Consider the following 26,985-nt stretch of genomic DNA (forward strand, 5'->3'; position numbering starts at 1 on the left):
AGCACCCTCTATTTTCTACTTACACAAATTGCGGGATAGTGTCGTGGTTGCTAAAATTACTCCTTATTATGCCCTGTGAAATGCTCCATGGTTTTATAAATTCCTAGAACATTTCCTGCAAACCAATCAAAAACATTTATGGACATTAGTGCCTGCCCGAAACGGGTAAGCCTGTAAATGTATCCCGGGATACTCAATATTTTTTTATTTTTCTCAATGGCTCTAACAATAGTAAGTGCTGTTGCTTCAGGTTCCAGTATGGGTAATTTTGATCTAACCCCATCAAACATTCCAGTATTGATGTAGTAGGGCATTATGGTGGTAATATGTATATTCTTATTCATTTGTTTCATCTCTAAACGCAAACTATCAGACCAACCAATGAGTGACCATTTGCTTGCTGCGTAAACAGACATTCTAGGATTGGAAATTAATCCCCCAGAGGAAGCGATATTGCAAATATGCCCTGAGTTTTGATTTATCATATCCTCAAGGAACTCCCTGGTGATAAGCATGGGGGCATTGGCATTTATTTCCATCGTTTTTGAAATTTCGGATACCGAATGCTCGCTGAAATATTTACCAACTATGATCCCTGCATTATTTATCAGTACATCAACTACACCTATTTCCTGCTTAACTTTTTTGGCGGTTTCTTGTATTTGGGTGATGTTAGATACATCTACATGGTAACCAACCACTTTTCCTATGTTGGAGAATTCGGTTTGGGTGTCATCTATTTTCTCTTGATTAATATCCCAAATGATAAGGTTGGCGTTCCGTTCTAACATCAATCGAACCATTATTTTACCGATACCAGATGCGCCACCTGTAATTAAAACCGTTTTGCCTTCTAATTTTTTCATCTCCTTAGTATATCATTACATCCCTTACTGGGGATTGGGTGAACATGGCCCTTTTTTTATCATTAACAACCAAGTATCACCCTTCTACAAATAAGCGGTCTAGTTCCTCTATGTTCCTAAGGACTTAATTCCCGTAGGCAATATTTCAATCGACTTTAAATCGCCCTTAGTTTCTATCCAATACTGGAATAGATAGTTTGATGGGATCTTCTTACTTCCATGGCTGCCCATTTACTAATTGGTACTAACAATCTTATTTACGGGTACCTAATATAAGTTTTATTTGAGTAGGGTTTCCAATCTGCGTCAAAACCATCGCTATAAAAAATCCAATTCAACTAGGGAAATATACTTGCTAATCCCTTAATGGTTTTACTGATAAATTCACAAATACGGAATACAATTAGCATAGTTTTGTGTTTCGGAATTTGTTGAAATTGAGTAAATTATAGTTTATTAAATTAATGGAAATTCAAGGGGATATAGGCTGTGGTTTTACAGGTTTTTTCCGATTGAGAGGTGCTATAGTGGTTATAATTATTAAACGGGTTTTCTTATGAGCCAGATGACTAAAGCGTACATAGCCCAGCCCGGCACAAGTGAATTGCGTTGGACGGGGGAGACTTCTACCTACTTTCTTGCGACAGGCGGGCTTACTGGTGAAACTATCTGTGTGGTGGAAGAACAGGCGATACGGGGTGAGAGTATCCCACTTCACAAACACGACGATATGGAGTGTTTCTACATTTTAGAGGGCGAAGTAATGTTCTATTTTGGTGTAGAGCCAGGGACGGAAGCAAGGGCAGGTGCCTTTGTGCACATTCCGGGGAATACAATACACGGTTTTCGAATTGAGTCGGAAATAGCCCGTTACCTTATTCTAACTACGCCGCGTCATGGCGAATTCTATAGAGCAATTTCCTTGCCGGCAACCCGTGCTACTATAGGTGATGAAATTATTGCACAAGCCTGCCAAAAATACGAGGTTGAGTTGGTGGGACCATTACCTAATTAGACCTATCGATTCTTTGGACTTTCCTTGTTAAGAAGTAAATGTGCTTTTTGAGTAGTTCAGAATCCGCATAATCGCAAAAAGCTTCTTTAATGCTTTATGGTCGCCATAGCGCTAATTATTGGGCATCAACAGATGGAGGAACTATACGGGTATTATGAATTTAGGGGTTAGTAAGAATTTACACCAGTTTATTTTTTATTCTGAAATAAAAGTAGGAATTTGATACTTTTAATTGGATAAAGCTTGGCATTATTACTAATAAGTGCCTAATACTAATATTGTTTTATAAGGATAAAAAAGTATGTGTGTAATATCAGATAAAATTAAGTTTTGTACCTGTGTTGATCCTAAGGTAGATATATATGAACTGAATCATTATTGGGTGCTAAATAGATATAACAAGCAGAAGAATTTGATTGTAATGGGGCAATTTATGCCATCGGAAAATAAGTTTACCGATAACTACCAGCAGAACGAACTGAAAATAAGTAATGCGCTTAACAAAGCAGAGAGCTTTGATAAACCAATTAGCTTTAAACAAAAGGATCGACTACAAATAATATTAAACAATGCTATTGAAAACATCCGGGATAAAATGGAGTTCGATTTTGAATATAAATCTGGAACCTGGCACAGGGTTTTGGACGAAGATCCATTTTATATTTCCAGTCATTTCGACGAAATAAATGTAGGTGAAATAAAAGAATTGGACTAGTGTGAGGGCTCCGTTCCTTTTTTGGAGCGGAGCTGACTACACGGATATTCACTACTGCCTAACCGGTATAAGCACCAGAGGAATAGGTTAGTTCGTAACTATGGGTGTAAATTTCAAAAACAATTCCGAAAGGATCTTCCACATAGCACATTTTATAGGGTTTATCATTGGGATAATATTCCCTTATGGGCATTCGCTGTTTCCCCCCAGCGGAAACAATCCTATCGATTAAATTCTCAATATTAGGGTCTTGGATACAAAAATGAAAAAGTCCGGTATTAAAAGGGTTGAATTCTGGAGCTTCCTTAACTCCGTGGGGAAAGGAAAACAATTCAATTCCAATTCCATCTGATGTAGCCATATGAGCTATTTCAAATGCTTCCCAATCTTCACCAAAAACATCAATACACATTTGTCCAATAGCTGTATCTCTTTCTTTTTTTACAACGGAAGGTTCCATAATTATATACCATCCCATTACTTCGGAATAGAATTTAACAGCCTCCTTAATTTTGGGAACGGTTATTCCTATATGGGAAAACGATTTTGGATAAGTTTCTTCTTTTTGCATAATTATCTAATTTTTGTAGGGTGTAAATTAACGGTATATTTGCCTGTTAAGCAATAAGTTACCCAAAAGTGCTATAGGTGACAAAAAGAGTAAATTGCTATTAATCAGCTAACTGTATAATTATTATGAGTAAAGTTTATTGCCCTCTTAACTATACCATGAACCTAATAGGAACAAAATGGAAGCCACTTGTTTTATTCCATTTATTGGATGGCCCTATTCGTTCTGGAGTTCTGCAAAAGAGGGTTCCGGATATTTCCAATAAAATGTTTACTCAAACAGTACGGGAATTAGAAAAGGACCATCTTATCAGCAGAAAGGTTTATCCGGTGGTTCCTCCGAAAGTGGAATACGAATTAACTGAAAAGGGGAAATCCTTAGAGTCTATTTTAAGAAGCTTGGATAGGTGGGGAAAAGATATGTCTAGCTTCTAATAAAACTTCCCGTGACTTAGTAAGGTACGGAATTATAAGCACAATTTATCGGCCAAGGATTAAGTTGTGTTTTAGATATGCCATCCAAACAGTAGTTGCCTTAATTCTTGGCTGACTTGGATACTGTGTTTGTCAAGATTCTTTTTTTATCAAATAGACCATGTAGGCAAGATATACCACTAACAGAATTAACGCCTCCCACCGATCTAGCTTTTTCCTTTGCCCCGTGAACATAGCGATAAATAGAAAAATGGTCCCAGCTGCTAGCAGGTATATTTCGGTGTTGAAAGCGGTGTCGTACTTAATAGGATTGATAAGTGAACTTGCCGCCAAAATGAAAAATATATTGAAGATATTGGAGCCAATGACGTTCCCTACAGCTATATCATTATTCTTTTTTAATACGGCAACTACGGAAGTAGCCAATTCGGGTAAAGAGGTGCCTGCTGCTACAATGGTTAGACCAATAATTTTTTCGCTCATGCCCAGTGTTGTAGCTAACTCAATTGCGTTGATTACCACAAACCTTCCCCCAATGACTAGTCCTGCCAACCCCAAGATTACCAGTCCGACAATTTTGAATGATGAAAGTTTATTTTGTACTATTTCCGGTTCAGCCAAATCTGTCTTAAGCTGTTTGTAAACATAGATGAAAAATAGCCCGAACATAAGGAGAAGCACAAACCCCTCTATCCTTGAAAGACTTGCCGCGCCAGTAGAGAAAAAGGGATTGGCAAAAAGGTAAAGGAGTATGATGGCTATAAAGGAAATTGGTATTTCTTTCCAAACGGTGCTAGATTGGACGACTAAGGGAGATAATAGCCCTGTAAGGCCAAGGATTATAAAGAGGTTGAAATTGTTGCTGCCAATAACATTTCCAAAAACAATGTCCTGATGATTTTGATAGGATGCAAAAGTGTTTACCACCAGTTCTGGTGCAGATGTCCCAAAGGCAACAATGGTAAGCCCTATAGCCAGATCGGATACGTTATATCTTTTGGCAAGTGCCGAAGCGCCTTTAACCAGCCAATCTGCTCCTAGCACCAGTAGGGCAAGTCCAAGAAAAATAAGCAGTATTTGAATTAACATTGATTTTTTCCAATTATTGTTTCAGGCAACTTAGGGTTGAATTGACATCTACAAATAACCCTGTTTTGTCTATATCTAATATATGTCATAATTCTTTTTGGACCTCACATGGGCAAAATAATATTTCAGAAAAATTTCCTTGTCTTTTTGGGAATTTTGCTTGCTTTTCCCTTCATGCTTATGTGGTTGATTTTGACATTGATTTCCACGCTATTTGTCCATAGAATATAATCAGCTTGGAGTAGTGAATGAGTACAATAGGGGAGTGGCCGACCACCCAATAGAGGTTACTTTTTGAATTTATTTTTTATTGCTCGTTCAACCCTATATAGAAGAATCATTGTGAGTATTAAAATGATAAGTATGCCAGCGAACCCTTCCACAATAGAGGGTGCCATAAAGAATCCTAAGAAGCTGATTAAAATAAGAAGAAAGCCCATACGGATCATTTCTTTAGAAGAATAGTGCTGCGCAAAGTCCCATCTTTCCTGACTCTTTTTGGATGAAGAAGTTCTATAGCCATACCAGTTGTTGATTTTCTTTGGTGGGTATTTTAAAGATATCCAGCCAATCAATATAAACCCTATGCCCGTAATCATATAGCTTATAAAAAAAGGGCTTTCTATTATTGAGTTTGGCAAAATACGCTTTTTAGATTATGTTGTTTACTAAAGTTTGGTTATGCCCAGTTTGGACACTTTATTCAATCTAAGATATAGTATTAAATGCTGTGTTGCAAGTCGCTTAGTGCCAGATTTTTAAAATAATTAGTAAGCTGCCAGCTCCTCTATACTCTCTGTACTATAACCGAGTATACAAGGGATTTGGTAAAGGGTGGTTTAGTCCCTGCGAGTCGCCAATATCCCCAAATAGTCAAACCTGCCTTACGACAAAGATAAACCTGCCCGACTACACAGGCGGGCGTACTAAAGAAACTTTGTGGAAGTCTATTTCCTATTTTCTTTGACTTGCTTACACCGTTTTGTTTTTTTGTAGCCTCTTATTTTAATATATTGATGTATGATTACGATCCTAACTTTTAGGCGTTTGGTTTTTGGTCTTTTTCTTCTGATGAATGCGTTTGTGGGAACTGCTCAGGATACCTTAAGTACCAAACAGTTATTGGCCACAGATTTTAAAAATGTCTATCAGGGTGTAAAACATACCTATACACGCCCCTTGCAATGGAAAAAAAAGGATTTTCTTACTGCAGGCTCCATCGTATTAGGGACCGCCGTATTATATACTTTTGATGAGGATAGCTCCAATTGGTTTAGGAAACAGGAAGATGACGTTCCCAGTGTGCTTAAAGAATCGGGTTATTACCTTGGAAAACCGTTATACAATTACTCCCTAAATGGCAGTGTATATTTGCTGGGTTTGGTTACCAAAAATGAAAACATACGGCATACAGGCGTCCTCTTGCTTTCCTCTTCTGTAGCTATGGGAATACTTCAGAGCATATCCAAAACTGTTGTAGGACGGGCAAGACCTATGGCTGAAGTGGGAAAATCAGCTTTTAAGCCATTTAGCAAGGAAGCCGCGTATCATAGTTTCCCCTCCGGACATACTGCTTTGTCCTTCACCACTTTTTATGCCCTAGGAAAGCAATTTAATAATCCTTGGATCAAGGGTGGGTTCTATACCCTTGGGATGATTTCCCCAGTATCTAGAATATGGGCTGGAGCCCATTGGTTAACAGATGTGGCCTTAAGTGTAGCGGTGAGTGTGGTAGTGGTAGATTCTATAGATAAATTCTTGAAAAGAGAGGAGAATCAAAATTCGTTTTCTGAAAATAAGATTAGTTGGACCCTGCAGATGGGACCTGGTACCATTGGCTTTAAAGGCACATTTTAGAAGCGTGGTTTAGCATTTGTCATGAATGGCCAGTACAAAGTAATAAGCGTCTTTTTTCATTCCATTGATGCGTAGCTTCTGAAAAGACACCTTAAACACCCTGCCTAGGTTGGATTTGTTTAAAAGGTGAGTCAAGTCTCGTAGTTCTGTGTGTACGCTTAATAAAGGAGGGGAGTCCATATGGCTACTCCGGTTTTAATAGAGGGCCAACTACCTGCATACCGCTTTCTGTGAAAATGTTTTCAATTTCCTTAGATGTAGGCTCGTGATCTAAACCTGCCATCTCAAGAAAGAAATCCTCAAATTTTCCAGCGGATTACACGGTTACGGTCATTTTACCCAAGTCCGATTTCTGTGTCGATGTTACTTACCTTCACCAGCACTTACCTTAAATCCAACAATTTTTCTTTGTGGTGATTTTTCATTTGAAGGAAAGACCAAGAAGGGTAGGGTAGGGATGGAAAGAAGTGCTGCAATAAATCCCTTTCTTTTCATAACCAAAGATTTTAAAGAGTTATGAAGCGACCCAATAATTTTATACTCTACGTTACGCCATAAATCAATTCCTTATTAAAATGTTCAGTTAATTTAACCCACAGTAATTAAGTGCAGTACTGCCTCCTATATCTGCTGCCAAGAGGTTAAATTATTTTTGCGGCAATATCCTAGATAAGTGGAATAGCCTTTTTCTTAGGTTTTATTTGATAAGAAGGGGAAGTAGGAGGTTGCAGGTATAGAGAAAGCTTAAGTGTAAGATACAGAAAGTGACACATTCTAATATTATTGGAAATTCCCAAGCTTTATGTCTTCCGGTTTGGGGTGGAGTAACCAGAACCGCTGTAGCAAAGCTTTTTAATGTCCAAAAAAGCCATCATCAGATAGGTTTTGAGGCTTACCATGATTAATAATAGTACCAAACCGAACAGAAGGTTACAATCAACCAGCCATCCAGTAGAATCAGCGGCCTGCTGTCTAACGGAAACAGTATCTTTGCGCCTTTAAAATAGTATAATTGAAATCTTTTCCAATAAACAGGAAAAGAGGAAGTTAATTGTATAGATTAGAATACTGGAATAAATAAATTGTAAATCCTTTTTAATAGTACAAAATATGAAATTTGTTGGTAGTCAGATGGCTCATTATATGAGTGATAGAGATTTTAAAAGAAACTACAAGATTCTATTTAAGTATTTGATTTTTTTAGGATTTGTCATTGTAATTTATTCGGTTCTCTTCCATTTTATAATGGAGTTTGAAGGCCAACATCATTCTTGGATTACAGGCTTTTACTGGACACTGACTGTGATGAGCACCCTTGGTTTTGGTGACATTACTTTTGCGTCCGACCTTGGTCGTATTTTCAGTATTGTGGTGCTGCTTTCGGGAATATTTATGTTAATGATCGTATTGCCGTTCGCATTTATTAGGCACTTTTATATTCCTCTTTTGGAGTCGAGAAAGAATATCAAGGTGCTTCGTGAAGTTCCCTCCAAAACAAAGGACCACATCTTAATCTGCTCTTATGATGTTATAGCAAGAGATCTTACGGAGCGATTAATACAGGAGGAAATCCCATTTTATGTCATTGAGAACCGTATGGAACAAGCCCTTAAAAATCATGAGGACCGCGTTCCCGTACTATATGGGGAATTGGACAATAAGGAGACCTATCTCCTAGCCAATATAAAGGATGCAAAATTGGTGTTAGTCAATAGAGACGATTTTCTAAATACTAAGATTATTCTCACAATACGCGAAATAGCCCCTGAGATCCCTATTGTCGCCATTGCAACCAATATTGAATCAATAGATGTACAGCAACTCAGTGGCGCCAATCATGTGCTGCCGGTAAAAAAATGGCTGGGTGAGCAATTGGCCAACAGGGTAAATACACAGCATGCAGAATCACATCCCATAGGCCAATATGAAGACTTATTGATTGCTGAACTGCCTGTTTATGACACCCCCTTGGTCTCTAAACGAATTCGTGAAACAGGATTAAGACAAAAATTTGGGGTGAGTATAGTAGGAATTTGGGAGCGTGGAAGATTGCAACCTATAAAAGGGGATGAAATACTGACCTATGATAGTGTACTGGTAATTATTGGGAACAAAGAACAGCTCCATAAAATAGATGAGCTTTTTCACGATTATAGTATCAACCCCAATCCTGTACTGTTAATTGGAGCTGGTAAAGTTGGTTTATCGGCGGCTAGGGCTTTGCATAAAAACGGGGTTTTGGTGAATGTTGTTGATAAAGATCCAGAGGTATGCAAAAGGGTAAAACCCTACTGTCATCAAGTATTCTCAGGGGATGCCTCAGATTATCAACTCCTAAAACGCGCCGGAATCCTTGAAGCGCCCTCGGTATTGCTTTCTACCCATGACGACACCTCCAATATTTATTTGGCCTCATATTGTCGTCGACTTAATAACGACGTACGCATTGTGAGTCGTATTTCCGAAGCTCGAAATGTTGATATCATGCAAAAAGCGGGGGCAGATTTTGTGTTGAGTTATTCCACCTTAGGCTCTGAAGCCGTTTTGTCCATTGCTAAAGGTCAGGAGCTCACCGTCTTAGGGGAGGGGTTTACCTTGTTTATCATCCCGATTCCAAAGTCTTTAGAAGGGTTGACTCTTGCCGAATCTGAGATAGGCACTAAGACGGGCTTATCTGTGATTGCCATTAAAGAAAATTCTGAAGCCAAAACATTGCTATCGGCCTCTACCATACTGCCCCCTGGCGCTGAAATAGTAATGCTTGGAAACATAGACATGAAGCAGAAATTCAACAAGATATATGTGAATGGCGGATGATGGCCAAAATGTAAGTATATAGATTATATGAATAGGGGGTAAGGGGTTAGTTTCGGTAGTTCTTGAAGTCTATTTTATTCCTGGCGGAGTCTAATTATGGAAATCTAAATCGGAATCATGGGAATACTAGAACGATGATTCAATAGGGTGTTCTTAAAGGAATTGGCATTTTAGAGACATGGCCCGTACCTATTTAGGGGCGGACCTGTCTACGCTATTATGGGCATTTATACTTCTTCAACTACTGTAATAGGAATTAACCCAACACCGTATTATTTTGTGTAAGGTATTCTTCTTGAAGTTTTTCTCATCAAAACATTTATCAGATCATCTGAAGAAGAACCAAGTCCACCCTTAATGTTTTTAAAGTAATTTACCACCACTTCATTGTCACTAAAATTGGCCGATATTTTAATCCCAAGCTTATGGGGATACTAGAATAGGGGATAGGCCTATATAATAACCTACCCCTACTAATTACATAATCTTGGAAATATCCCATTCTTCATTGGATGGCTCCCTAACGATGGATGCTGCTTCCGGTAGTCCATTGACCTTCATGTTTTTGGCATCCCATTGTATACGAGCACCATTCAAGCGAAGAGATAGTACCCCCAGTAGGGTTAATTCGGTAAGCTGACTTCCATAATCAAGATTGGCGCTGGATTGCCCTCCGTTTTTGATGGCATCTACCCAGTCGCGATAATGACCTTTAGATCGTGGAATCCTTTCCGCGGGTGGTTGATAAGATTGTCTCAAGGATTCGGGAAATATCTGTGGAAACCGATTACCGCCATCGGTGATAATAACCCCTTTATCGCCCACGTACATGGCGCTCCTTCCTCCAAATTTATAATCTGGCGGCAAATGCGGATTCCATTCCGGTTTTAAGCCTCCGGAATACCAGTGTAATTTGAGGGCAGCCTGACCCTTTCTTTCAGGAAAATGATAGGTGCCGGCTTCTCCATAAGGAGCAATTTCACCATTGCTTTGTCCGGCAGGGTAAATTTGAACATGAGACGGGCTCGATAGATCGAAGGCCCAAAAAGGTGCATCCATATCGTGACATCCAAAGTCTCCCAATGCACCGCAACCATATATCCAAAAATCCCGCCAAGTGACTGGCGAAAAAAGATCGTTATAGGGCCTAAATGGAGCCGGCCCCAACCATTCCTTCCAATCAAAATCATTTGGAAGTGGACTGGAATCTTGAGGGAGACCTGTAATACCAGGGGTCCAACGACCTGCAGGAACCCACGCATGGATTTCGCGTACAGTTCCGATAGCACCATCTTGCAGATATTCCACCAAGGAACGGATGCCATCCCGACTATGGCCCGAGTTACCCATCTGAGTGGCGAGTCCCGTTTCTTGAACTACCTTTCGTACCATTCTCGCTTCCCAAATATTGTGAGCCATGGGTTTCTCGCAATAAACATGCAATCCTGCCTTAAGGGCTGCGATGGTGATAAAAGCGTGGGTATGGTCAGGGGTGGAGCAAACAATGGCATCGATATCTTTTTCCTTATCCATCATTTCGCTAAAGCGTTTGTATTGTCGAACCACTTTGTTCTCTCCCTTTTGCTGATAATGGTTCTCTATCATTTCACAGACCGGTTCCCGACCGGCAATGGACCTGTAATAGAATCGATTTAAATCCCAATAACGACCTGGATCGGTGACCGAGGTAATCTGTACATCGTCCAATTTAAGTAAGTTACGAACATTAATCTGGCCCTGACCCCCGGCTCCGACAATGCCGATGTTTACTTTGTCACTAGGTGCGGTATATCCTTTGCCTCCAAGAACATACCTGGGAAGTATCATAAAACCCCCAACTGCGGCTGATGTGTTTCGGATAAATTGTCGTCGGCCAGCAGAAGGCGAATTTGGCTTCTTCATCATGCTAATTTTTTAATTTGAAATTCAAGGTAAGGATTAATTTTGAAAACGAGGATGTATGTCGTTTAACGTATTGGAACAGGATTAATCTATTGATGTGACTATGAACCCCTTATCCCCGTGCGATTGCATCGGAATTTTTATAAACTAGATCGCTACGATTCTGGAGGCCAGACCCAAGATCAAGCATACGCATGGAGTCGTACCAGAAATGCATGGCATTCATGAATGCCGACCACACGAAAACTTCTTAGTTATTTTAGTTATTGGGTGTAGTTATTTTTTATTCAAAGATTTTAAAAATTCATCTGCTGTCATAACAGGTAATAATGATTTTTTAAAGTCCTTTCCATTTCTTGTTATTATAATTTCACATTCTGATTCTGTTGCACTGAAATATTGTAAAGCATCTTCAAAGTCCTTAATCGAAGAATTGAGTCCTTTTTCAATCGTCTGTTCATTGAGCGAGCATATTTCACAGATTATCTTAAACTTTCTTAGTTTTTCACTTGCTGTTTTAACGTTCTCAAATTTTGCTAGAAAATAGTTTACAGTAGCAAAAGAAATGGGCGAAACAACCATTGTTATTTTTTCTTTTTCAGCTAAGGTTGCGATTTTTGCAATCGGTTCGTAAAATGGTTTGCGCTCTCCTAAAAAATCCAACATGACATTGGTATCTATAAATATTCTTTTGCTCATTTATATTTCTCAATTAAAAAATCAGAATATTCTTTTTTGTAATCCAAATCAGTAGGAATTTCAGTTCCGGTTGAGATACTTTTTACGAAAGGTGAAATCTCAAATTCAGAGGTGTCATTTTCAGATGTCAAAGATTGTAAATAAGCTTCTACAATGCGAGATAGACTCATTTTTTTGGTAGCAGCATATTCTTTAGCTTTTTCAATAACATGTTGATTAAGTTTTAATGTTAATTTAGTGTCCATAATATAATTAATGTATACGTATAAATATAATAAAATAATCCGTACAGTTTGGATTGTTGATGAATTTTGATGTGAGGTTTAACTATATCCAACGGCCCAGCTGGTATAGGAGATGCAGTTGTAAACATTCCACTTTATTTTTTGAACTTCCCGTATCCCTCTCACGAATCCTGTCTTGCAAGGCAGATTTTTTTTTAAAGCTCTTTCCACTGAAGTAGGTTTATGCCTATTTAAGTTTTTTAATAATTCTGTGGATAATGGTGCTGGATGTCCTTACGGTTGATGGTCATGATATTCTCTAAGGTATATCTTAACCATTCATACGTATTTACCTGGTGTTTTTTGCAGGTAGCAAAATAAGAATAGATACCATCGGCCCTTTGTGCGGCATATTTGATTTCAGAGAAACTATGATATTTTTTCTTTCGTCAATTTTTGTCCTATTGTAGCTAAGTGTGGGTATAATAACAAGTTTATTAATCCAAATTTTTTTGAATTAACTAATATAAACCTTATTCCCTTAGGTTGGTCAAAGGGAATCAACTCACCACAACATCAAATCCAAATTAAACTTGGGAAGTAGGTTCGCGGCTTCTTTCATTTTATTGTCAATGGTTTTGGCATAGATTTCCGTAGTTCGTATTTCACGGTTTCCTAGTGGTTTGAAAAAGTATAGATATCCGCACCATTTTCTGAGCATTGTTACTTACCGATACAGAAAGTGACGAACCCATATTTTACAGGGGTTCCCATGGTTCGAGGTACACATGGGGTACAAAACTATATTTTCCGATATTATATGAAATATACATTTACCGAAATATCAGGCACTTATGAAAACGGAGTGTTAACTGATAAAAACATAGCATTTTAGCTTATGAGCCGATTAAATAGCCTAATCGGCTCATGCAATACAATTGGTAACTATTGAAGTATTATATCACTATCAATATTTAATTTTTGATGCAAGGCTTTGGCAATGTTCAAAGTAATCTCTCTTTTCCCGTTTAAGTAGTCACTTATTCTGGAGGCGCTTGTACCTAAGAGAGTTGCTAAATCCTTTCTTTTGAGTCCCATTTCAAACATACGTAGTTCGATCATTTCCTGTAGGGTAGGCAAGCCGATGGGGAAATGAATTTGTTCGTATTGTTCGATAATATCGGTAATCTCTAGAAATTCTTTTGCCAAAGGGTTATCCGCTGACATATTATCATCCACAACATCTATCAACTCTTCTAATCGAAGATTTGCTTTTACATATGCTTCGTGTGTAATTGATTTTCCCATTTCTTTATAACTTATCTATATTCTTAATTTTGTCGTAATCCCGGTGATTGCCAACCCACCTAATCAGGACTTTCTTAAATTTAAACCGTACAATAGCCACTATCCGATAATGATTTCCTTTTACGTTAAAAACAAATCTCCCGTTTCCCAAACTGTCAGCTGAATTGAAAGTGTTCCTTAAATCAGCAAAATTATCCCATTCAGCCTTGTTTGTTTTTTTATACCAATCTTGCAGTGCTACTTTAGCATTGGTTTCTTTCGAAAAATACTCTCTTAGTTTTTTAAATGAAATAACGTGCACTTGGTATAATGTTCAATTTAAATGTAAAGGTAGTATATAAATTACATTTATGGTTATTTACTTCCAATAAATGTAATTGTTTGTGTTAACTCCCCAAATCTTACCCAAGAACTTTGCGCATGGTTCCTGTCCGATTTTTGTAGTGTTCGGGCAGATAAGGGTATAGCAAAAATCGGATAGGGCGCATCTATTTTACTTGCGTGCAGAAAAGTTTGATTGTTTTTCTCGTAAAATGAATACAATTAAAGGGGGCCAAATCTTGCGTTTTGACCCAATTTACTCCCGTAAAATGAGGTGTTGACAAGGTTTTTGACCCAACGTCATAAATTTATAAAAAGTGAGTCTCCTAGTAATAGGCTGTTAAACAGTTGATTAGGTGTCAAAATGAATACGTAACGCGGCTTTGCCCGTTACCCTCTTGCTATTCCTAATTCCTCACACTTTGGTGTTCGGAATTAGCTTTGTGGTAACTAAGATTCACCCTAAATAACTACCACATCAGATCCTTTCATTTGATTGGTCCACCATGCATTCACGTCTTTAAAATCCTGATATAAGTTTGATCTGTCGGTACATTTGGGCTGATGTTTCATGATCAATTTAACGGCATTTTTTCCTGCGCCGTCGTTGTCCAAATAAAGTGCAATCGATTCATAGGGCTCAAACATTCCAAACGTTTTATCTAAAAAGCCTAAAGAGTTCAATATCAAAAGATCATTCGTTTCCATTAGATGTTTGTCGCGCTCCAGCAGGCTCAACATATCGAACATACCCTCGGTAATTATTAACCTACTGTTTCCGTTTTGGAGGTGAGTGACGTCTTTTGGGGAGCTGGAATTCTTATAGTATTTGTTTCGCAATTCCCAACCTCCGGAATTGTTCGCTAGTCCTAGTGCGAAATACATTTTATCCTTAAAACTATAGTGGACTTCCTTGCATAATTTTCTGGCGGTCAAGATGGAAATCCCTCTTTTCAACACGTATTGCTCCAACGCATAATGACTCACTGCCTTAATAAGTTTCACTTCGATCTTACCTTGCTTTTCAGTTTTAAAAACTGGCTGCTGAAAAGAAAAAAAAATTCGACCGTTCTGTAGCCAATTCAATGCTTCCTTGACCGATGTATTGTTAACCAGGCAAATCAGGTCGATTACATTTCCTCCTTTTCCAATCCCGTGGTCGTACCAGCGATTCAGTTTCTTGGATACCTTGAAAGAGGCTTGGGTTTCTGAGCGGAACGGACTCAGAAACCAAGCTTCTTTATTGGATTCTTTGGTAGGAAAGTGCCCGAGTTTTGCCAACGCTTTTTCGATGGGAAAAGCTCGGGCTCTTTCACACGTCAGCTTACTAGTTGTTTCTTTTTTCATCAGTTGTTTCTTTTTTTCGTTTTTCACTTACCATCTTACCTAAGCCCCTGTTTATAAGGGGTAAGCACTTAGGTGGGATCTATTTTGATCCTACCTATCTTACCTTAATAGGTAGGATAGGTAATATCTAGGTAACTTATGGTTAATACATCTTACCTATGGTAGCTCCCGCAGTTAGGGAGGTTGTGGTCTCTTAGGTAACTAGGTAAGTAGATTTGCTGTTTTTTTACAGTTCCAGTTCCCAGGGACTTTTGGAAAACACCGATTTGGCCAGATATCCATACACCTGCCGTTTAGGATCTTTTACCCGTTGGAAGTTGAATCCAGAGAGGGCACGTCCTAGGTTCACATGGCTCAATCGCAGGTTCAAGCTACTGAGCATTACCAATACATCCGATGCGGTAACAAAGTCGTCCATATCATTCGACTTTATAAAGTATTTGGAAATCAACTCTTCCTCGGTAGTCAATTTGGTATATTTCTTATTGCGTTCTTCGTTCTCCCTAATATCCGTTAGAGTAAGTTCTGGATTGAAATCCAGGTCTGTGTAGGCGAGATGGTATGCCTGGGTCCAGACATTTTTGATATCGACATCCTTGGAATAAGAAAAATCTATCTTATCCTTGAGCTCAAAGCACAACCAGCGAACGGATCCGGTCTCATCGTTTAAAAAGGCCGACATATTGGTAGAACCCAAAAACGAACAGATTCTGGGTAGTGTGGTGTTCTTTCGGTCATAAGGCAGGCGCTCGTTAATGAAGGTCTTGGAAAAGAAAGCTTTCAGTGCATTCACGTCCTTTTTGGTCAGCACGGCTAACTCGTCCAGGTTGTAGAGGAAGTTGCGACATAATTGAATCCTAGCATCTTTATCGTTACTGATATCCTCCGCCATATAATCCGCAAGTTCCGGGGGGCAGATAAAACGGCACCAGGTAGATTTCCCCGAGCTCTGTCCCTTATGACTGATGATCAAGGCCTGTTTGTTGAAATATCCTGGTTCCAGGGCACATTTTATGGCACGTACCAACCATTTTTTAAAATGGTACAAAAATGCCTCATCATCATAGGTAGGAACGTAGGAAGCAAGTTTCTGAATATGGTCTTCCCCATCCCATTTTGGGAGGGATTTAAAGTACGCTTTAATGGGATTGTATTTGGGGATGAGTTCTGACCGGATCAGGATTTCCAGTTTCCCAGTACTGATTTCGACACCTGCTTTGGCAAGTTCAATGATCAGGGAATTGAGGTTCAGATAGGACCATTCAGCCCGTTTCTTCAACGATATCTGGAAATCATGGGATATCTCATTATACATGATATCGTACTTCCCTTCCAAGTATTCAATGGTATAATCGTAGATCGTCTTTTTCTTGGCGTCCTTTACCTTGTAAAGTTGACCCCGATGGTCACCGACTATCATGACCGTCTATTTTTTAGGGTGTGTCTCAGGGCCTCTTTCTCGATTTCAGCCTTGGATTTTCTACTGTTCTGTAGCAGCCAGTTGTTCAGTTTCCTTTTTTCAAAGAAAATCATTTTTCCGTTGGGCTTGGAGTGGGGGATAGTCCCAGAGGAAGTGAGTTTGTAAAGATAGCTCCTCGATATTCCGGTATAGTCACAGGTTTCCTCAAAAGTTAACACCTCTTTATGGGCGGTTAACAGTTTTTCCAAACGATCTAAGCGATCAAAAATTAAAATAGTGTCCATTTCTTTCTCTTTTAAGATTAATAAATGAACAAAAGCGCTTTTGTTTCCCTTCTATAGGATTGTTAAAATAAAAGTAGGAAATAGGGAGGCTGAAAGCCATTGGAAACACAAATAGTTATCCACAACTAATTGATGTACAGTGAATTGTGTTGATGGATGTAGCCTAAAACATTATTCAATATCATTTGGTATTATATGATATCAAAGAAAATTGAAATACACCAATCTACTTGGTAGTTATATTGGCAATTTTAGGGTTGCAAACAGAGTTATTAACAATTGAAAGCGAGGGGATTGGGGATTTGGAGGTGGAAAAAGGGCAGATTTAGTCCAGCATACTTCCAAATAAATCTTCCCGAGGGCCAACATGCTCCGGAATAATTTAAAAATTCAGCTACCTTTTTTTTGTTAGGGGTGCAGCATCCGCCAGAACGGCAGCTACCTATAAGTTTGGCTTTAGGGGGTCAGCATACTCCAGTATATCCATTAACCAAGGAACTTTCTGCCAATGTCTTTAATGCCTATTGGAACAATAACATCAGACCCGATATCAACGTATCCGAAGAACCAAAAACGAAAATATCCCGACCAAATAATGCAGAGGATTTACCTGCTGAAGAACCACATCAATTATTTGACTGCATCAATACCGATAAAAGTGAAGGTGGTTTGATAGAAGCCTTGGGTGGTTTGTTTGTTCCAGAAGCACAGGGCGAAGATTACGAGGAACGGGACTTTGCTAATCGGATGAAGAAAAATAAAAAAAAACGCAGACGAAAAAAATAACAATATGTTTGTTTATCAATCCCTGCCAAATTTTAGTTTTTGAGCTTTGCTTTCTGGAAGGTATAATCCAATATATTCCTTAAAGCATTTAAAATACGTTCTTCACCTGCTTCTTCATTAATGTCTATTCCACAAAAAGTACTTCCGTTAGATTTGGCGTGTATACTCAAATAATAAAGCCCCCCTATTTGAAGGGCAAGGTTCGCCCTTACATCCACATCGCTATTTAAGAAATCAGGTTCTATGATTTTGAAAATTTCTTCTCCAAACGCTTCCCTTTGGTCTGCTATTTTACGTAAGATTTTATTCTCTCCGTCCAATTCCCAATGAATGATTTTTCGCAATAATTCATCGCTCAAAAGGCTTTTAAATTGACTTTCCAACAAGGAATATATTTCATTTTGCCCAATTGTCTGTGAGGATTCTTGTAATTCCTTTACAACTTTTTTTTCTGCTACCCTCCAAAAATCCTTTTGTTGGAGATATTCTTCCACCAGATTATCAACTCCCCCAAAGTACGTCCAAACCAGTTTTTTGTGGACTTTGGCCTCCTTGGCAATATTGGGAGCTGTCAATGCGGCATATCCTTTCTTTTTTATGACTTTCCCCACAGCTTCTACAAGGCTCGCCTTTGTGCGCGATTTATCCCGTATAGGGCCGGAATGGGTTTTTCGAGGTCTTTTTTTTGGGGTTTCTTTCTTGGTGATAATTTCGTTATTTTTCGACATGTTAATCATTAAAGGGTCTTTGCAATATCCAACTTTTTATTGACATATTCAAACACGTTCAAGGCCTTGTCCAGTTGTTCTTTGGTATGCGTTGCCATTAAACTCATCCGTATCCTGGAGTCTTTCATAGATACCGCAGGATACATAATAGGGTTGGTATAAATGCCATTTTCAAGTAATAGTTTACCTGCTTCACAGTTCTTTTGGATGTTGCCTATCTTAACCGGAATAATGGCAGATTCGGTAGTTCCCACGTCTAATCCTATATCTTGCAGCCCCTTTTTATAGTACCCGATGTTCTCCCATAGTTTTTTTTGCCAATGGGGCTCTTCGTCAATAAGCTCAATAGCTCTGTTAACCCCGGCTACAATAGGAGTGGCAGCGGCAGAAAAAGCATACTGTCTGGACTGGAACTGTAGGTAAGTAATCAGTTCCGGGTCGGCTACCAAATAGCCGCCAACGTTCCCAAAGGTCTTACTGAACGTTCCGGTAATGATATCTACTTCATCAAGGACGTCAAAAAGTTCCATTGCTCCCCGGCCGGTTTCCCCAATTACTCCAATGCCGTGTGCATCATCAACAAGTAAAACGCCACCGTACCGATGTGTAATCTCTACGATTTCTTTGAGCTTAGCAATATCTCCATCCTGTGAATACACCCCGTCCACAATAACCATTTTGGTTCTATACTTATCGTGAGCAATGGACAGTATCTGTTCCAGTGCTTTCGTGTTATTGTGCAAAAAGCGTTTGGTGGTGGTTCCCAAGATACCTTCATAAACACTGGTATGCACAGCCATATCCACGATAGCAATATCGTCTTTTTTCAACAGGCTCAATAGAGAAGCACTATTGGCAGTATATCCGGTAGTATAAGTGATGGTGGATCCCAAGGGTCTTTTGAAAAAAGTAGAGATTTTATCTTCCAATGCTTTATGGAATTTAAAATAACCACCTATTAAGGGTGAAGCTCCTGCACCTGTGCCATATTTTTCAATACTAGAAATAGCTGCTTTTTTTACTTCAGGATGCTGGGTAAATCCCAAATAGTCATTGCAGACAAAACTGATATAATTCCCTTTTTTAATATAACCTTCTTCGGCCAATTCAATTTTCGCCCCGCAACCAGAAGTCGCCAACAGACGGTAGTTCATAAAATCGTTTTCTTTGAGGTAATTTAAATAATCTGTATGTGCTTGTGCTCTTTTGTAAATATCCAATCCCGGGATGTCTTCATAATCTTTAAAACTGGCTTGTGTGTATGCGTGTTCCATAATTTATCTTTAAAAGATAAATATAGTTAATTTCTCTTATTGGAGAAATAATTAAAGCTATGAACTCATTTAAACTTTTCTTTTTGATTTTCTTCAAGGCCAAGTCAAGACGATAAACGAAATCTTGGTTTTTTTGATTCAAGCGAAAATTTAGGATTTTGAAGCCAGATGAAGGCTTTTTTGAGTTGCATAGCAGCACTACGGAACAAGAAAAAAACAATACATGCCAATAAAATACAAATTTGCAGGAAATTTTTAAAACTCAAGATGAGTTCTACAGCTGTAGCCATAAAAAGCAATCGATATTTTAGATGGAAATATATACGCCTAATTTAAAGCCGTACATCAGGTTTTTGGCTCCATTGAATTGGGTTGGAACTTCGTTACCGGTAATTAAATAGGCGGTATCAATGCCATTTTTAATAATGGATCCATCTAACATACCACCAATGACAATAGAGAAAGTTTCCGAGAGGTCTCCGCCAAAGTCAATATTTACGCCAGAGCCATATCCATTAGAAATGTGAGAAAAGCTCAGCGGATGTTGGAATATGTCGATTAGATTCCAATCTGCTTCAGCCTTATAGTTTACAAAGCGATGATTGATGGTTATTGAAGTGTATAAATAACGCCCCAGTTCAATATGGGATACCAGAGAAAACTCAACACCCTGCATGGTTGTGGCATAATTACTTCGTAAATTTTCCTCTTCACTGCTCAACAAATAGAATTTTTGATTTTGTTGATAATAAAAAACAGAAGGGCATACCTTGATTTTGCGAAAAAGACTTATTGGGGCACCTGCTCCAACCTTGAATACTTTATGCCAGCCTTCATCGCTTTTAAATGTCTGATCGAAAGTTGGGTTTGTTCGGTTGTCACTTTTATAATCGGTGTCCGTACCATTCCCGCTTATTGTAAAACTTTGTTTGTAGTACGCCTTGAGTTTTAAAAATTTGAATGGTAAATAACTGCCCTTAATATAATAGCCCAAAGACGCTATTTCTTTAAATTTTAATTCGGATAGTATGTTTGGCGACTGTCCTTGAAGATTTCCTGCTATTGACCATCTGGAGTTGTTTACTTCATATCCCGTACCTGTTTCCAAAGTCAAAACTTTGTTCCGTTCTTGGGAATAGGAATCCCACTTTAAAAAGAAAAGGGAGAGTATGAAAATAGTGATTTGGGGCTTCATTACTTGCTTTGATAGGGGCTATTTTAAACATAAAATCTATCCTAAAAAGATTTTCAGGATAGCTTCTTTTTTAATTAATCACCCCGCTTTATTGTGTTTAAAAATTATTAGGCAATCGACAACAGTTTGGTGGATTTGGGTTACCGTTGTTCAACTGTGCTTGCAAAGCAAGTCTTTCCGATGGTGTCATAACAGTATTGTCAGGTTTATAAACAACGGGAGCTAACTCTCTGTAAGTATCGGAACGGGCTATATAAGGAATGTAAATATTATTTGCCCAACTCCTGTCAGGATTAGAAAGCACATTACCACCATTCCATGTTGAACCATCTGATTTCTTTGTCATTACAGGTATTGCAGGGTTTATCGCAAAAGCATCAGAATCATACATCATCACCGAATTATAATCTATTGACCCAACTGCAAAATAATTGGAAGTGTATTTATTGAAATTATGTCTGTTATCGGGATGGACATTAGATAAGTTGATGTTTATTGAATTATCTCTGTCATATCTTGACTGTTCATGCCTTAAACCAATGGCATGGCCTATTTCGTGAATCGCTACGCTAGTTGCTTGCCACGCTGCAATCCTAATTTTCTGTCGGCCACCAATTCGTCCTACAGCAGAACTATTACCTGTAGCATTAACAAATTCTATGTATGGATATTCAAACCCATAAACCGGATCAACAGTTGGTTGTCCAGTGGCATTATAAAACCTAACATTGGTATTGGCTTCCCAATGTTGAAGTGCCTGTTGGATTATGTTCTTCCTGTCAGCAGTTAAGTTTGGAGCATATACAAACCTAACCATTGCCCACATATTGTAAGGAGTTGGATATAAACCAAAAGCTCTTGGAACAGCAGGTCCATCTTCGTTAGCTTCAACTGGGATGTTATATACCGGATGTATTTCTGTTTCGTTTTCAATTTGATCAGGTTCTTCAATAATGAAATCCCCGTGCTCATTTAAGGTTTCCAATTGCTTTTGAGATAAAAGCATATCACTTTGATAATAAAAATCATCACCTTTTTTTTCTACAATGGCTCCAGATTTTAAGGTGATGAGACCGTCTTGCATAGAAGAAAATTCAGTGCTGCTTTGCTCAGAAACAGCTTCTTCATTATCACACGAAGTTGCGATAATAAGCATCAAAAAAATAAAAATAAGATTTGATTTTCTCATAAGATTAAGTTTTAAAAGGTTATTAAAATAAATGGGGGGGGGTAATTAATTAACTATATCTGTCTCATTATACTCATGCCTGATTTTAACAAGGTTTCCATTGTCGAAATACAACCGAACGGCAGAAAGACCAGATTTCCCTGAACTAATGTCTTTTGAAAAAGCAAATGCCCACTCATCATAATTGTTCATGTCAGTGTCGTAAGGTTTTTCCAACCACTTGTCTGACAAAACGATTTGAAAGTTTTGATAAGCTGGTATTTGGTATATAGCCGCTAATTTTTGAAGTATTCTATTAACTGGGTCATCAATAAGAATCGAGGATTCGTTAGGGGTATCTTCTGGCCACTTAGAAATGGTTTCCAAATGGGCTCCGCCTTTTTCAATTGAAATCACTTTATTTCCATCAAATTGAATAAGGGTTCGTTCAATTACTCCTGAGTTAGTTTCTATACTAATGGCTCTGTATAAGCTTAAATCACTCTGTATATCATCAGGTGTGGAGAAAGGCTGTCTATATACCATACTAACACCATCAAAGCTTTTCTCCATCCCCAACTCTTGAAGTTGGCTATAAACTTCTGTTTTAGAACTTCCTATTTGGAGGTTCCATTTTTTCCCACTGGTAATGTTCTCGATTTGTGGGTATATATCATCATCCGTATTACAGGAAACCGATAAGATTGTAATTGCTAATAAGATTATTCTTTTCATTTTATTTATGGGGGTTTTATTTTAATATTTCAAAGTAAGGTACCGTACCATCAGATGAAGTCCAGATTTGTTCATCATTTAACCAAAGTTTTGTAATCTTGGTCAGTGAATTTGTCCTATAAACTTCACATTTTAAAGTGTCGGTATCCGTTTCGTTCCATTTAATGTAAGTTGTTGGTTGTTCTTCGGTTTCCGAATAGTTCAAAAAAACACCAATTCGATATTCGGATGCAGGAGGATATTCATTAATCACGAAGTTTCTTGGATGGTCCATGTTTCCATCATACACTTCGTTAACTTCCCCATTTATTAAATAGAATAGTTTAATTTCCGATTCGTCAAAAGAATTGGAGTTTTCAGGGTTCAACAAATCGTTCCCTTCACTATCTTTTACACTAAATTCAACAGAAACATCGTAAACGAATTGTTCTTTACCGTCATCAGAACTGCAACTGTACAGTAACGGTATTATCAAAAATGATATTAAATATTTCATAATTATTTTTTTAAGGTTTAATGTTATACACCATTTTTACTTTGTAATTAAAGGTGTTGTTTCCAGGATTAAAATTGTTGAAAGCATACCAACCGTTTTCATAACCGCCCCAGCCCCAATTCATATGGAAATACAGATATCCCCAAGCCATAGAACAGTCTTCACTCCAAATTAAGGATCTTCTAAATCCATCACAGACCCACATGTGACCATCTGCATAATCATGAAAAATCCACCATCCGGCATCCCTGCCACCTCCTAAAATAACTGGTCGGTTCGACCTCAATTGTTGTTTTACGACATCTCTGTTATAGCCACCTTGACTGGCCGTGGAATAATTAAAATGATTTGTAAAAACCCCGGCGGTATTATAATCTTTATCAACCCCTGTTCCGTCGCAATCATAGCTGATTCCCGAAATTGAATTATGAATATCGTTTATTAAAGAAGCGGTAGTTGTGGTGCCATAGGTATTGGGCATATTAGTCCAATTATAGTTTGTGGGGTATTCATGAAACTTCATTACTTGGGCAATTGCAACAGGAACGAACCCTGCATAAGCCCTATTGTTATAGGAACATCCTGCATCGCAATTTAAAACCGGCATATAATCATTGTATCCACAGGTTTGGTTCCAAGTAGTCGATAATAACGGGCCAACCTGTTCATGTTCATCTTCGCAATCATTGGGATCAATTGGATCTTCTTTTAGCTGTGATATATTTCCTTCTTGAGATGAAATTAAATTTTCCCATTCAATTTTTAATTCCTCCGATTGTTTCTCATTATTTAATCTAACAGACTTTACTTTTTCCTTTGTTAATGAGAGCCATTCCACAAGCCCGGACGGATAGCTTTCAGCATTTGTCCTGAATGTGTTTGTATCAGAATATGCCAAAATTGGAGAAACCCTGTTGTCTGCTGATAGAATCATGAACCCATCACCTTCATAATTAACTATATAAAATACAGTCTCATTGCTTTCATCCTTTACGGGTAATATGTTTCCTATTTTCTTTTCTTCTTTGGTGGCGGCTTTTTTTGAATAGGAAGATTTCGAATCAATGTTAATCTTCTTCGCAATATCAATAGCTATTTCTTCTTTAATGAAATTTGAGGGTTCCTGTTGTATTTCTGACTGGTCGTCTCTACTACAAGAAAATAAAAACAGACCCAAAATAACAAGAACAAGCCATTGTTTAGTGTAATTAAAGTTTTTCATAATCACAAGGTTGGATGGTTATCTATTAAAAATACTTTTAGATTGCCTTAATCATTCATTAATATTTATTTCTCCATGCAAAGAAATAATAAAATATTGACATATTAAAATTTTTCTCTAATTAGAGATAAAAAATATTACAAAAGAATGATATAACTGTGGATTGCACTTAAAGGAAGGAAAGAGATAATCGTCAATCAAACACTCATAACCTATAGAATAATTATACTAAAAATGCTATTCAACAATAAACTCCGCTGTCAACGTCCTTTTCTTATGTTCTCGGTTTTCTGGCCAGACTTCTTTTACTATCCTATAAGACCCGGCTTCAATAGTGTTGCTTTTTAATATTTTTAATTTTCATCCTGTATTATCAAGCCAAACACTGCCGTCCACGGCCAAATACTACACCTTCCTACAACCAAACTACACAACTTTTAAATTAACGCTCGAACCTTAAAAAATTTTAAAAATGCAGGGCGAAGACGATTTAAGAGGACTGGCAAAGATTATGGCGTTTATGCGGGCAGTAAGCATCATCATCGTGTTGATGCACCTATACTGGTTTTGTTACGGGTTCTTTTTGGAACATAGTTGGACTTTAGAGTTGGTCAACAAAATATTGGCCAACTTCAACCGGACGGCAGGACTGTTTGAACACACCTTATATACCAAAATATTTGCTTTGGTATTGCTGGCTTTGAGTTGTTTGGGAACGAAAGGCGTTAAAAACGAAAAAATTACCTGGGGCAAAATATATATGGTCTTGTCCCCATTAACTGGGTCAACTTGGTAAGTTCGTCCTATGTCCGAAACGGGAACTAAATGATGAACGTGAATAAACCCTTTTCCCAGGTCGCCATATTTCTTTTCAAAGTCAAAGTCGCAAACGGAGCAAACTGGTTTCCAATGTTCAATACATTTCTGTCGCGCCTTTGGATTACGTTCATATGTGTTTACCAAAATTGTTCTTTTTAGTCCTTCGGTTAAAGTTGTCTGGTCGTCAATTGGAATTTCTTCAGGATATTGTTATTCTCCTGTCAGTCCTGTTACTTCAAGTGCTTCTTTGAGTTCAGGTCGTAATTGCCAAATGAAAAATGGTTCTTCGTCCCAACCTTTAAAGAACAAGTCCCAATACTTATACTTTCTCATTGAACGTGCCGTGAAGTTGATTTCATAATGTTCAGCTATTCGTTTAGCATATCGTCCAATTTCTAAGTTAAGAGGACTTGAAGTGTTTTTCCCAGTGTAACCGAGTAAAAGTCCGATTTGACTTGCTGGAGCTTTATGTCCGTCAAAAGAGTAAAGTCCTTGAAATATTGCGATGTCCAGATCATTCGTGATTTTGTTGTCCAGAAGAATTTCAGTCCATTGTATTGTTGTCAATTCTGTCGCCATTGTTTTTTGTTTTGCATGCCCGCTAACGTTAAGTATATGGCAAGTAGGGCAGAAAACAAGCAATTATTTTCGGTTTAGCCACAAGCCAAATCTTTTGCATTTTGTTTTAATTTTTCTTTTTTAATACCAAATCAAAAGATTTGACGACATCACAAATAGGCACTGATTTCTCGATTAAACACTAATTGCCCTATTTGCTATATATAGTGTTACAAACTGTATTTTATTGTCTGTTGCTTTTCAGAATCTGTGTTTTTTAGCCATTCAATTACTGAGTTTTTCGCGTCATTTTTGTCAAGTATAATTCTCTTTCCATATTTTTCAGGAATAAGCTCAAATTCCCTCAAACTCCTTTTTATTGAGTAAACGTATATACTTTTACAATACAGAAATTCATCAACAAATTTTGCCTTAATTCCATAATTTACCGATTTTAAATCAGAAGCAACACTCGGATAGATAATACAATTAATATTTTCATTTTTTAATAGAATATTACTAAAGGCTATACTCGATTTATATTTATGCTCCTCTCCATTTTCCACTCTTTCTTGAAATTTTGATGAAATATACTTTTCTATCAATTTGTCATTTTCAGAAACATATTTGTAATTTTTCAACTCAATATTTTCTTTAGGGTTAGCTTTTAGAGCTTCGATTCCGGCATATTGAGTACGTATTTTTGTTTCAGGAAATTTTTTATGGAATATTCCAATCATAACTAAATCACCATCGACAGGATTTAGCTCTTTAATTACGGCTCCTAAATAATTTGAAGAATAGAAGAAGTTCTGTCCAATATTGCTACATCTATTTAATTGATGATGTTTTGAGGGAATTTCGTCAAAATTCGGATACCAAATTGATTTTGTAGTTTGTATATCTTTATCTTTGGTATTTGTGATTATTCGGGCTCTAAAAAGTCCATCAGGTGAAATGTTTATTGTTGGTCGAGTATGCCCTAAAATTTCTTGAGAGAATAATTGCTCGATTTCTTCTACAGAACTATTTTGAAAATCAAAACCTGTCAATTTTTGCTCTAAGTCATTGGTCATCGTGATATAGTTTGTAACGGCAGTCCGTCTCAAAACCACCAATATAATTTTTAAAAATA

The 26,985-nt window shown here is 37.8% G+C and carries 28 protein-coding genes and 2 pseudogenes; 7 read left to right on the top strand and 23 right to left on the bottom strand.

The window, feature by feature from the left end; genetic code table 11:
- Positions 1–56 precede the first annotated feature (56 nt).
- Complete coding sequence (locus tag BV214_RS15705) at positions 57–866, bottom strand: SDR family oxidoreductase (RefSeq protein WP_086478459.1); 810 nt, start codon at positions 864–866, stop codon at positions 57–59.
- 556 nt (positions 867–1,422) lie between these two features.
- Here BV214_RS15705 and BV214_RS15710 point away from each other — a divergent pair.
- Together BV214_RS15710 and BV214_RS15715 are read left to right on the top strand one after the other, a co-directional pair.
- Positions 1,423–1,881 (top strand): cupin domain-containing protein, encoded by a 459-nt coding sequence (locus BV214_RS15710; RefSeq protein ID WP_086478460.1) that lies wholly within the window; start codon positions 1,423–1,425, stop codon positions 1,879–1,881.
- 301 nt (positions 1,882–2,182) lie between these two features.
- On the top strand, positions 2,183–2,596 hold the full coding sequence (locus tag BV214_RS15715) for a hypothetical protein (RefSeq protein WP_086478461.1): 414 nt from the start codon (positions 2,183–2,185) through the stop codon (positions 2,594–2,596).
- Positions 2,597–2,654: 58 nt separating this feature from the next.
- On the opposite strand, the gene BV214_RS15720 is transcribed toward BV214_RS15715, so the two are convergent.
- Positions 2,655–3,167, bottom strand: coding sequence for a VOC family protein (locus tag BV214_RS15720; protein WP_086478462.1), 513 nt, complete (start codon positions 3,165–3,167; stop codon positions 2,655–2,657).
- A 125-nt stretch (positions 3,168–3,292) separates the two neighbouring features.
- Here BV214_RS15720 and BV214_RS15725 point away from each other — a divergent pair, with 125 nt between their 5' ends.
- Positions 3,293–3,601: a winged helix-turn-helix transcriptional regulator gene (locus tag BV214_RS15725; RefSeq protein ID WP_086478463.1), complete on the top strand. Its 309-nt coding sequence runs from the start codon at positions 3,293–3,295 to the stop codon at positions 3,599–3,601.
- A 132-nt stretch (positions 3,602–3,733) separates the two neighbouring features.
- Here the strand turns inward: BV214_RS15725 and BV214_RS15730 are convergent, their stop codons facing one another.
- Entirely contained in the window at positions 3,734–4,690 is a 957-nt protein-coding gene (locus tag BV214_RS15730; RefSeq protein ID WP_086478464.1) for a calcium/sodium antiporter, read from the bottom strand.
- Between the two features lie 287 nt (positions 4,691–4,977).
- Positions 4,978–5,289, bottom strand: a complete 312-nt coding sequence (locus tag BV214_RS17200) for an SdpI family protein (protein ID WP_086478465.1) — start codon at positions 5,287–5,289, stop codon at positions 4,978–4,980.
- Positions 5,290–5,710: 421 nt separating this feature from the next.
- Here BV214_RS17200 and BV214_RS15740 point away from each other — a divergent pair, with 421 nt between their 5' ends.
- Positions 5,711–6,547, top strand: a complete 837-nt coding sequence (locus BV214_RS15740) for a phosphatase PAP2 family protein (RefSeq protein WP_086478466.1) — start codon at positions 5,711–5,713, stop codon at positions 6,545–6,547.
- 363 nt (positions 6,548–6,910) lie between these two features.
- Here BV214_RS15740 and BV214_RS17095 read toward each other — a convergent pair whose 3' ends face one another.
- Positions 6,911–7,042, bottom strand: a complete 132-nt coding sequence (locus BV214_RS17095) for a hypothetical protein (protein WP_262483083.1) — start codon at positions 7,040–7,042, stop codon at positions 6,911–6,913.
- A gap of 615 nt (positions 7,043–7,657) precedes the next feature.
- Here BV214_RS17095 and BV214_RS15745 point away from each other — a divergent pair.
- A complete protein-coding gene (locus BV214_RS15745) occupies positions 7,658–9,364 on the top strand; it encodes a potassium channel family protein (protein WP_086478467.1) in 1,707 nt (568 codons plus the stop codon).
- A 477-nt stretch (positions 9,365–9,841) separates the two neighbouring features.
- Here BV214_RS15745 and BV214_RS15750 read toward each other — a convergent pair whose 3' ends face one another.
- From BV214_RS15750 to BV214_RS15785, 9 genes and pseudogenes are all read right to left on the bottom strand, one after another.
- Positions 9,842–11,269: a Gfo/Idh/MocA family protein gene (locus tag BV214_RS15750; protein WP_217868811.1), complete on the bottom strand. Its 1,428-nt coding sequence runs from the start codon at positions 11,267–11,269 to the stop codon at positions 9,842–9,844.
- A 273-nt stretch (positions 11,270–11,542) separates the two neighbouring features.
- The gene (locus tag BV214_RS15755; RefSeq protein ID WP_086478469.1) at positions 11,543–11,965 is read right to left on the bottom strand and encodes a type II toxin-antitoxin system VapC family toxin; all 423 of its coding nucleotides are present in this window, start codon (positions 11,963–11,965) and stop codon (positions 11,543–11,545) included.
- Positions 11,962–12,210 (bottom strand): DUF6364 family protein, encoded by a 249-nt coding sequence (locus tag BV214_RS15760; RefSeq protein ID WP_086478470.1) that lies wholly within the window; start codon positions 12,208–12,210, stop codon positions 11,962–11,964. The genes BV214_RS15755 and BV214_RS15760 overlap by 4 nt, the downstream gene beginning before the upstream one ends.
- Before the next feature lie 239 nt (positions 12,211–12,449).
- Positions 12,450–12,602, bottom strand: a pseudogene (locus BV214_RS17020) (transposase domain-containing protein); the annotation flags it as partial.
- 532 nt (positions 12,603–13,134) lie between these two features.
- Positions 13,135–13,497, bottom strand: coding sequence for a helix-turn-helix domain-containing protein (locus BV214_RS15765; RefSeq protein ID WP_086478471.1), 363 nt, complete (start codon positions 13,495–13,497; stop codon positions 13,135–13,137).
- Between the two features lie 4 nt (positions 13,498–13,501).
- The gene (locus BV214_RS15770; protein ID WP_086478472.1) at positions 13,502–13,798 is read right to left on the bottom strand and encodes a type II toxin-antitoxin system HigB family toxin; all 297 of its coding nucleotides are present in this window, start codon (positions 13,796–13,798) and stop codon (positions 13,502–13,504) included.
- A 482-nt stretch (positions 13,799–14,280) separates the two neighbouring features.
- Positions 14,281–15,165, bottom strand: a complete 885-nt coding sequence (locus tag BV214_RS15775) for a toprim domain-containing protein (RefSeq protein ID WP_086478483.1) — start codon at positions 15,163–15,165, stop codon at positions 14,281–14,283.
- A gap of 226 nt (positions 15,166–15,391) precedes the next feature.
- The gene (locus BV214_RS15780; protein WP_086478473.1) at positions 15,392–16,585 is read right to left on the bottom strand and encodes a VapE domain-containing protein; all 1,194 of its coding nucleotides are present in this window, start codon (positions 16,583–16,585) and stop codon (positions 15,392–15,394) included.
- Positions 16,582–16,869: a helix-turn-helix transcriptional regulator gene (locus BV214_RS15785; protein ID WP_072766045.1), complete on the bottom strand. Its 288-nt coding sequence runs from the start codon at positions 16,867–16,869 to the stop codon at positions 16,582–16,584. The genes BV214_RS15780 and BV214_RS15785 overlap by 4 nt, the downstream gene beginning before the upstream one ends.
- Positions 16,870–17,274: 405 nt before the next feature.
- Between BV214_RS15785 and BV214_RS15790 the strand changes: the two genes are divergently transcribed.
- The gene (locus BV214_RS15790) at positions 17,275–17,655 is read left to right on the top strand and encodes a hypothetical protein (RefSeq protein ID WP_223883466.1); all 381 of its coding nucleotides are present in this window, start codon (positions 17,275–17,277) and stop codon (positions 17,653–17,655) included.
- Positions 17,656–17,687: 32 nt separating this feature from the next.
- On the opposite strand, the gene BV214_RS15795 is transcribed toward BV214_RS15790, so the two are convergent.
- The 7 genes from BV214_RS15795 to BV214_RS15825 all read right to left on the bottom strand — a co-directional run bounded on the left by BV214_RS15795 (position 17,688) and on the right by BV214_RS15825 (position 24,473).
- Positions 17,688–18,383: a TetR/AcrR family transcriptional regulator gene (locus tag BV214_RS15795; protein ID WP_223883467.1), complete on the bottom strand. Its 696-nt coding sequence runs from the start codon at positions 18,381–18,383 to the stop codon at positions 17,688–17,690.
- An 8-nt stretch (positions 18,384–18,391) separates the two neighbouring features.
- Entirely contained in the window at positions 18,392–19,657 is a 1,266-nt protein-coding gene (locus BV214_RS15800; RefSeq protein ID WP_086478475.1) for an aminotransferase class I/II-fold pyridoxal phosphate-dependent enzyme, read from the bottom strand.
- Positions 19,658–19,964: 307 nt separating this feature from the next.
- Positions 19,965–20,765: a hypothetical protein gene (locus tag BV214_RS15805; RefSeq protein WP_140157780.1), complete on the bottom strand. Its 801-nt coding sequence runs from the start codon at positions 20,763–20,765 to the stop codon at positions 19,965–19,967.
- Between the two features lie 184 nt (positions 20,766–20,949).
- Positions 20,950–22,041, bottom strand: a complete 1,092-nt coding sequence (locus tag BV214_RS15810) for a M12 family metallopeptidase (RefSeq protein ID WP_086478477.1) — start codon at positions 22,039–22,041, stop codon at positions 20,950–20,952.
- 45 nt (positions 22,042–22,086) lie between these two features.
- Positions 22,087–22,755, bottom strand: coding sequence for a hypothetical protein (locus BV214_RS15815; protein ID WP_086478478.1), 669 nt, complete (start codon positions 22,753–22,755; stop codon positions 22,087–22,089).
- A gap of 16 nt (positions 22,756–22,771) precedes the next feature.
- On the bottom strand, positions 22,772–23,251 hold the full coding sequence (locus tag BV214_RS15820; RefSeq protein ID WP_086478479.1) for a hypothetical protein: 480 nt from the start codon (positions 23,249–23,251) through the stop codon (positions 22,772–22,774).
- A gap of 10 nt (positions 23,252–23,261) precedes the next feature.
- Positions 23,262–24,473, bottom strand: coding sequence for a C10 family peptidase (locus BV214_RS15825; protein ID WP_086478480.1), 1,212 nt, complete (start codon positions 24,471–24,473; stop codon positions 23,262–23,264).
- 472 nt (positions 24,474–24,945) lie between these two features.
- Here BV214_RS15825 and BV214_RS15830 point away from each other — a divergent pair.
- A pseudogene (locus BV214_RS15830) lies at positions 24,946–25,242 on the top strand (YWFCY domain-containing protein); the annotation flags it as partial.
- A 260-nt stretch (positions 25,243–25,502) separates the two neighbouring features.
- Here BV214_RS15830 and BV214_RS15835 read toward each other — a convergent pair.
- Together BV214_RS15835 and BV214_RS15840 are read right to left on the bottom strand one after the other, a co-directional pair.
- Entirely contained in the window at positions 25,503–25,871 is a 369-nt protein-coding gene (locus tag BV214_RS15835) for a hypothetical protein (RefSeq protein ID WP_086478481.1), read from the bottom strand.
- Positions 25,872–26,080: 209 nt separating this feature from the next.
- The coding region (locus BV214_RS15840; RefSeq protein WP_217868821.1) for a hypothetical protein at positions 26,081–26,985 on the bottom strand (905 nt) is incomplete at its 5' end.

Source organism: Arenibacter amylolyticus, assembly GCF_002150785.1.
GTDB classification, from domain to species: domain Bacteria; phylum Bacteroidota; class Bacteroidia; order Flavobacteriales; family Flavobacteriaceae; genus Arenibacter; species Arenibacter amylolyticus.

What these genes read in the sequence shown, in the direction of transcription:
- BV214_RS15740 (WP_086478466.1), top strand. Translation starts at nt 5,711, where the DNA reads ATGATTACGATCCTAACTTTTAGGCGTTTGGTTTTTGGTCTTTTTCTT.
- BV214_RS15730 (WP_086478464.1), bottom strand. Translation starts at nt 4,690, where the DNA reads ATGTTAATTCAAATACTGCTTATTTTTCTTGGACTTGCCCTACTGGTG.
- BV214_RS15820 (WP_086478479.1), bottom strand. Translation starts at nt 23,251, where the DNA reads ATGAAATATTTAATATCATTTTTGATAATACCGTTACTGTACAGTTGC.
- BV214_RS15750 (WP_217868811.1), bottom strand. Translation starts at nt 11,269, where the DNA reads ATGATGAAGAAGCCAAATTCGCCTTCTGCTGGCCGACGACAATTTATC.
- BV214_RS15725 (WP_086478463.1), top strand. Translation starts at nt 3,293, where the DNA reads ATGAGTAAAGTTTATTGCCCTCTTAACTATACCATGAACCTAATAGGA.
- BV214_RS15785 (WP_072766045.1), bottom strand. Translation starts at nt 16,869, where the DNA reads ATGGACACTATTTTAATTTTTGATCGCTTAGATCGTTTGGAAAAACTG.
- BV214_RS15705 (WP_086478459.1), bottom strand. Translation starts at nt 866, where the DNA reads ATGAAAAAATTAGAAGGCAAAACGGTTTTAATTACAGGTGGCGCATCT.
- BV214_RS15815 (WP_086478478.1), bottom strand. Translation starts at nt 22,755, where the DNA reads ATGAAAAGAATAATCTTATTAGCAATTACAATCTTATCGGTTTCCTGT.
- BV214_RS15715 (WP_086478461.1), top strand. Translation starts at nt 2,183, where the DNA reads ATGTGTGTAATATCAGATAAAATTAAGTTTTGTACCTGTGTTGATCCT.
- BV214_RS17200 (WP_086478465.1), bottom strand. Translation starts at nt 5,289, where the DNA reads ATGATTACGGGCATAGGGTTTATATTGATTGGCTGGATATCTTTAAAA.
- BV214_RS15810 (WP_086478477.1), bottom strand. Translation starts at nt 22,041, where the DNA reads ATGAGAAAATCAAATCTTATTTTTATTTTTTTGATGCTTATTATCGCA.
- BV214_RS15720 (WP_086478462.1), bottom strand. Translation starts at nt 3,167, where the DNA reads ATGCAAAAAGAAGAAACTTATCCAAAATCGTTTTCCCATATAGGAATA.
- BV214_RS15745 (WP_086478467.1), top strand. Translation starts at nt 7,658, where the DNA reads ATGAAATTTGTTGGTAGTCAGATGGCTCATTATATGAGTGATAGAGAT.
- BV214_RS15775 (WP_086478483.1), bottom strand. Translation starts at nt 15,165, where the DNA reads ATGAAAAAAGAAACAACTAGTAAGCTGACGTGTGAAAGAGCCCGAGCT.
- BV214_RS15765 (WP_086478471.1), bottom strand. Translation starts at nt 13,497, where the DNA reads ATGGGAAAATCAATTACACACGAAGCATATGTAAAAGCAAATCTTCGA.
- BV214_RS15755 (WP_086478469.1), bottom strand. Translation starts at nt 11,965, where the DNA reads ATGAGCAAAAGAATATTTATAGATACCAATGTCATGTTGGATTTTTTA.
- BV214_RS15795 (WP_223883467.1), bottom strand. Translation starts at nt 18,383, where the DNA reads ATGTCGAAAAATAACGAAATTATCACCAAGAAAGAAACCCCAAAAAAA.
- BV214_RS15825 (WP_086478480.1), bottom strand. Translation starts at nt 24,473, where the DNA reads ATGAAAAACTTTAATTACACTAAACAATGGCTTGTTCTTGTTATTTTG.
- BV214_RS15800 (WP_086478475.1), bottom strand. Translation starts at nt 19,657, where the DNA reads ATGGAACACGCATACACACAAGCCAGTTTTAAAGATTATGAAGACATC.
- BV214_RS15710 (WP_086478460.1), top strand. Translation starts at nt 1,423, where the DNA reads ATGAGCCAGATGACTAAAGCGTACATAGCCCAGCCCGGCACAAGTGAA.
- BV214_RS15760 (WP_086478470.1), bottom strand. Translation starts at nt 12,210, where the DNA reads ATGGACACTAAATTAACATTAAAACTTAATCAACATGTTATTGAAAAA.
- BV214_RS15780 (WP_086478473.1), bottom strand. Translation starts at nt 16,585, where the DNA reads ATGATAGTCGGTGACCATCGGGGTCAACTTTACAAGGTAAAGGACGCC.
- BV214_RS17095 (WP_262483083.1), bottom strand. Translation starts at nt 7,042, where the DNA reads ATGAAAAGAAAGGGATTTATTGCAGCACTTCTTTCCATCCCTACCCTA.
- BV214_RS15835 (WP_086478481.1), bottom strand. Translation starts at nt 25,871, where the DNA reads ATGGCGACAGAATTGACAACAATACAATGGACTGAAATTCTTCTGGAC.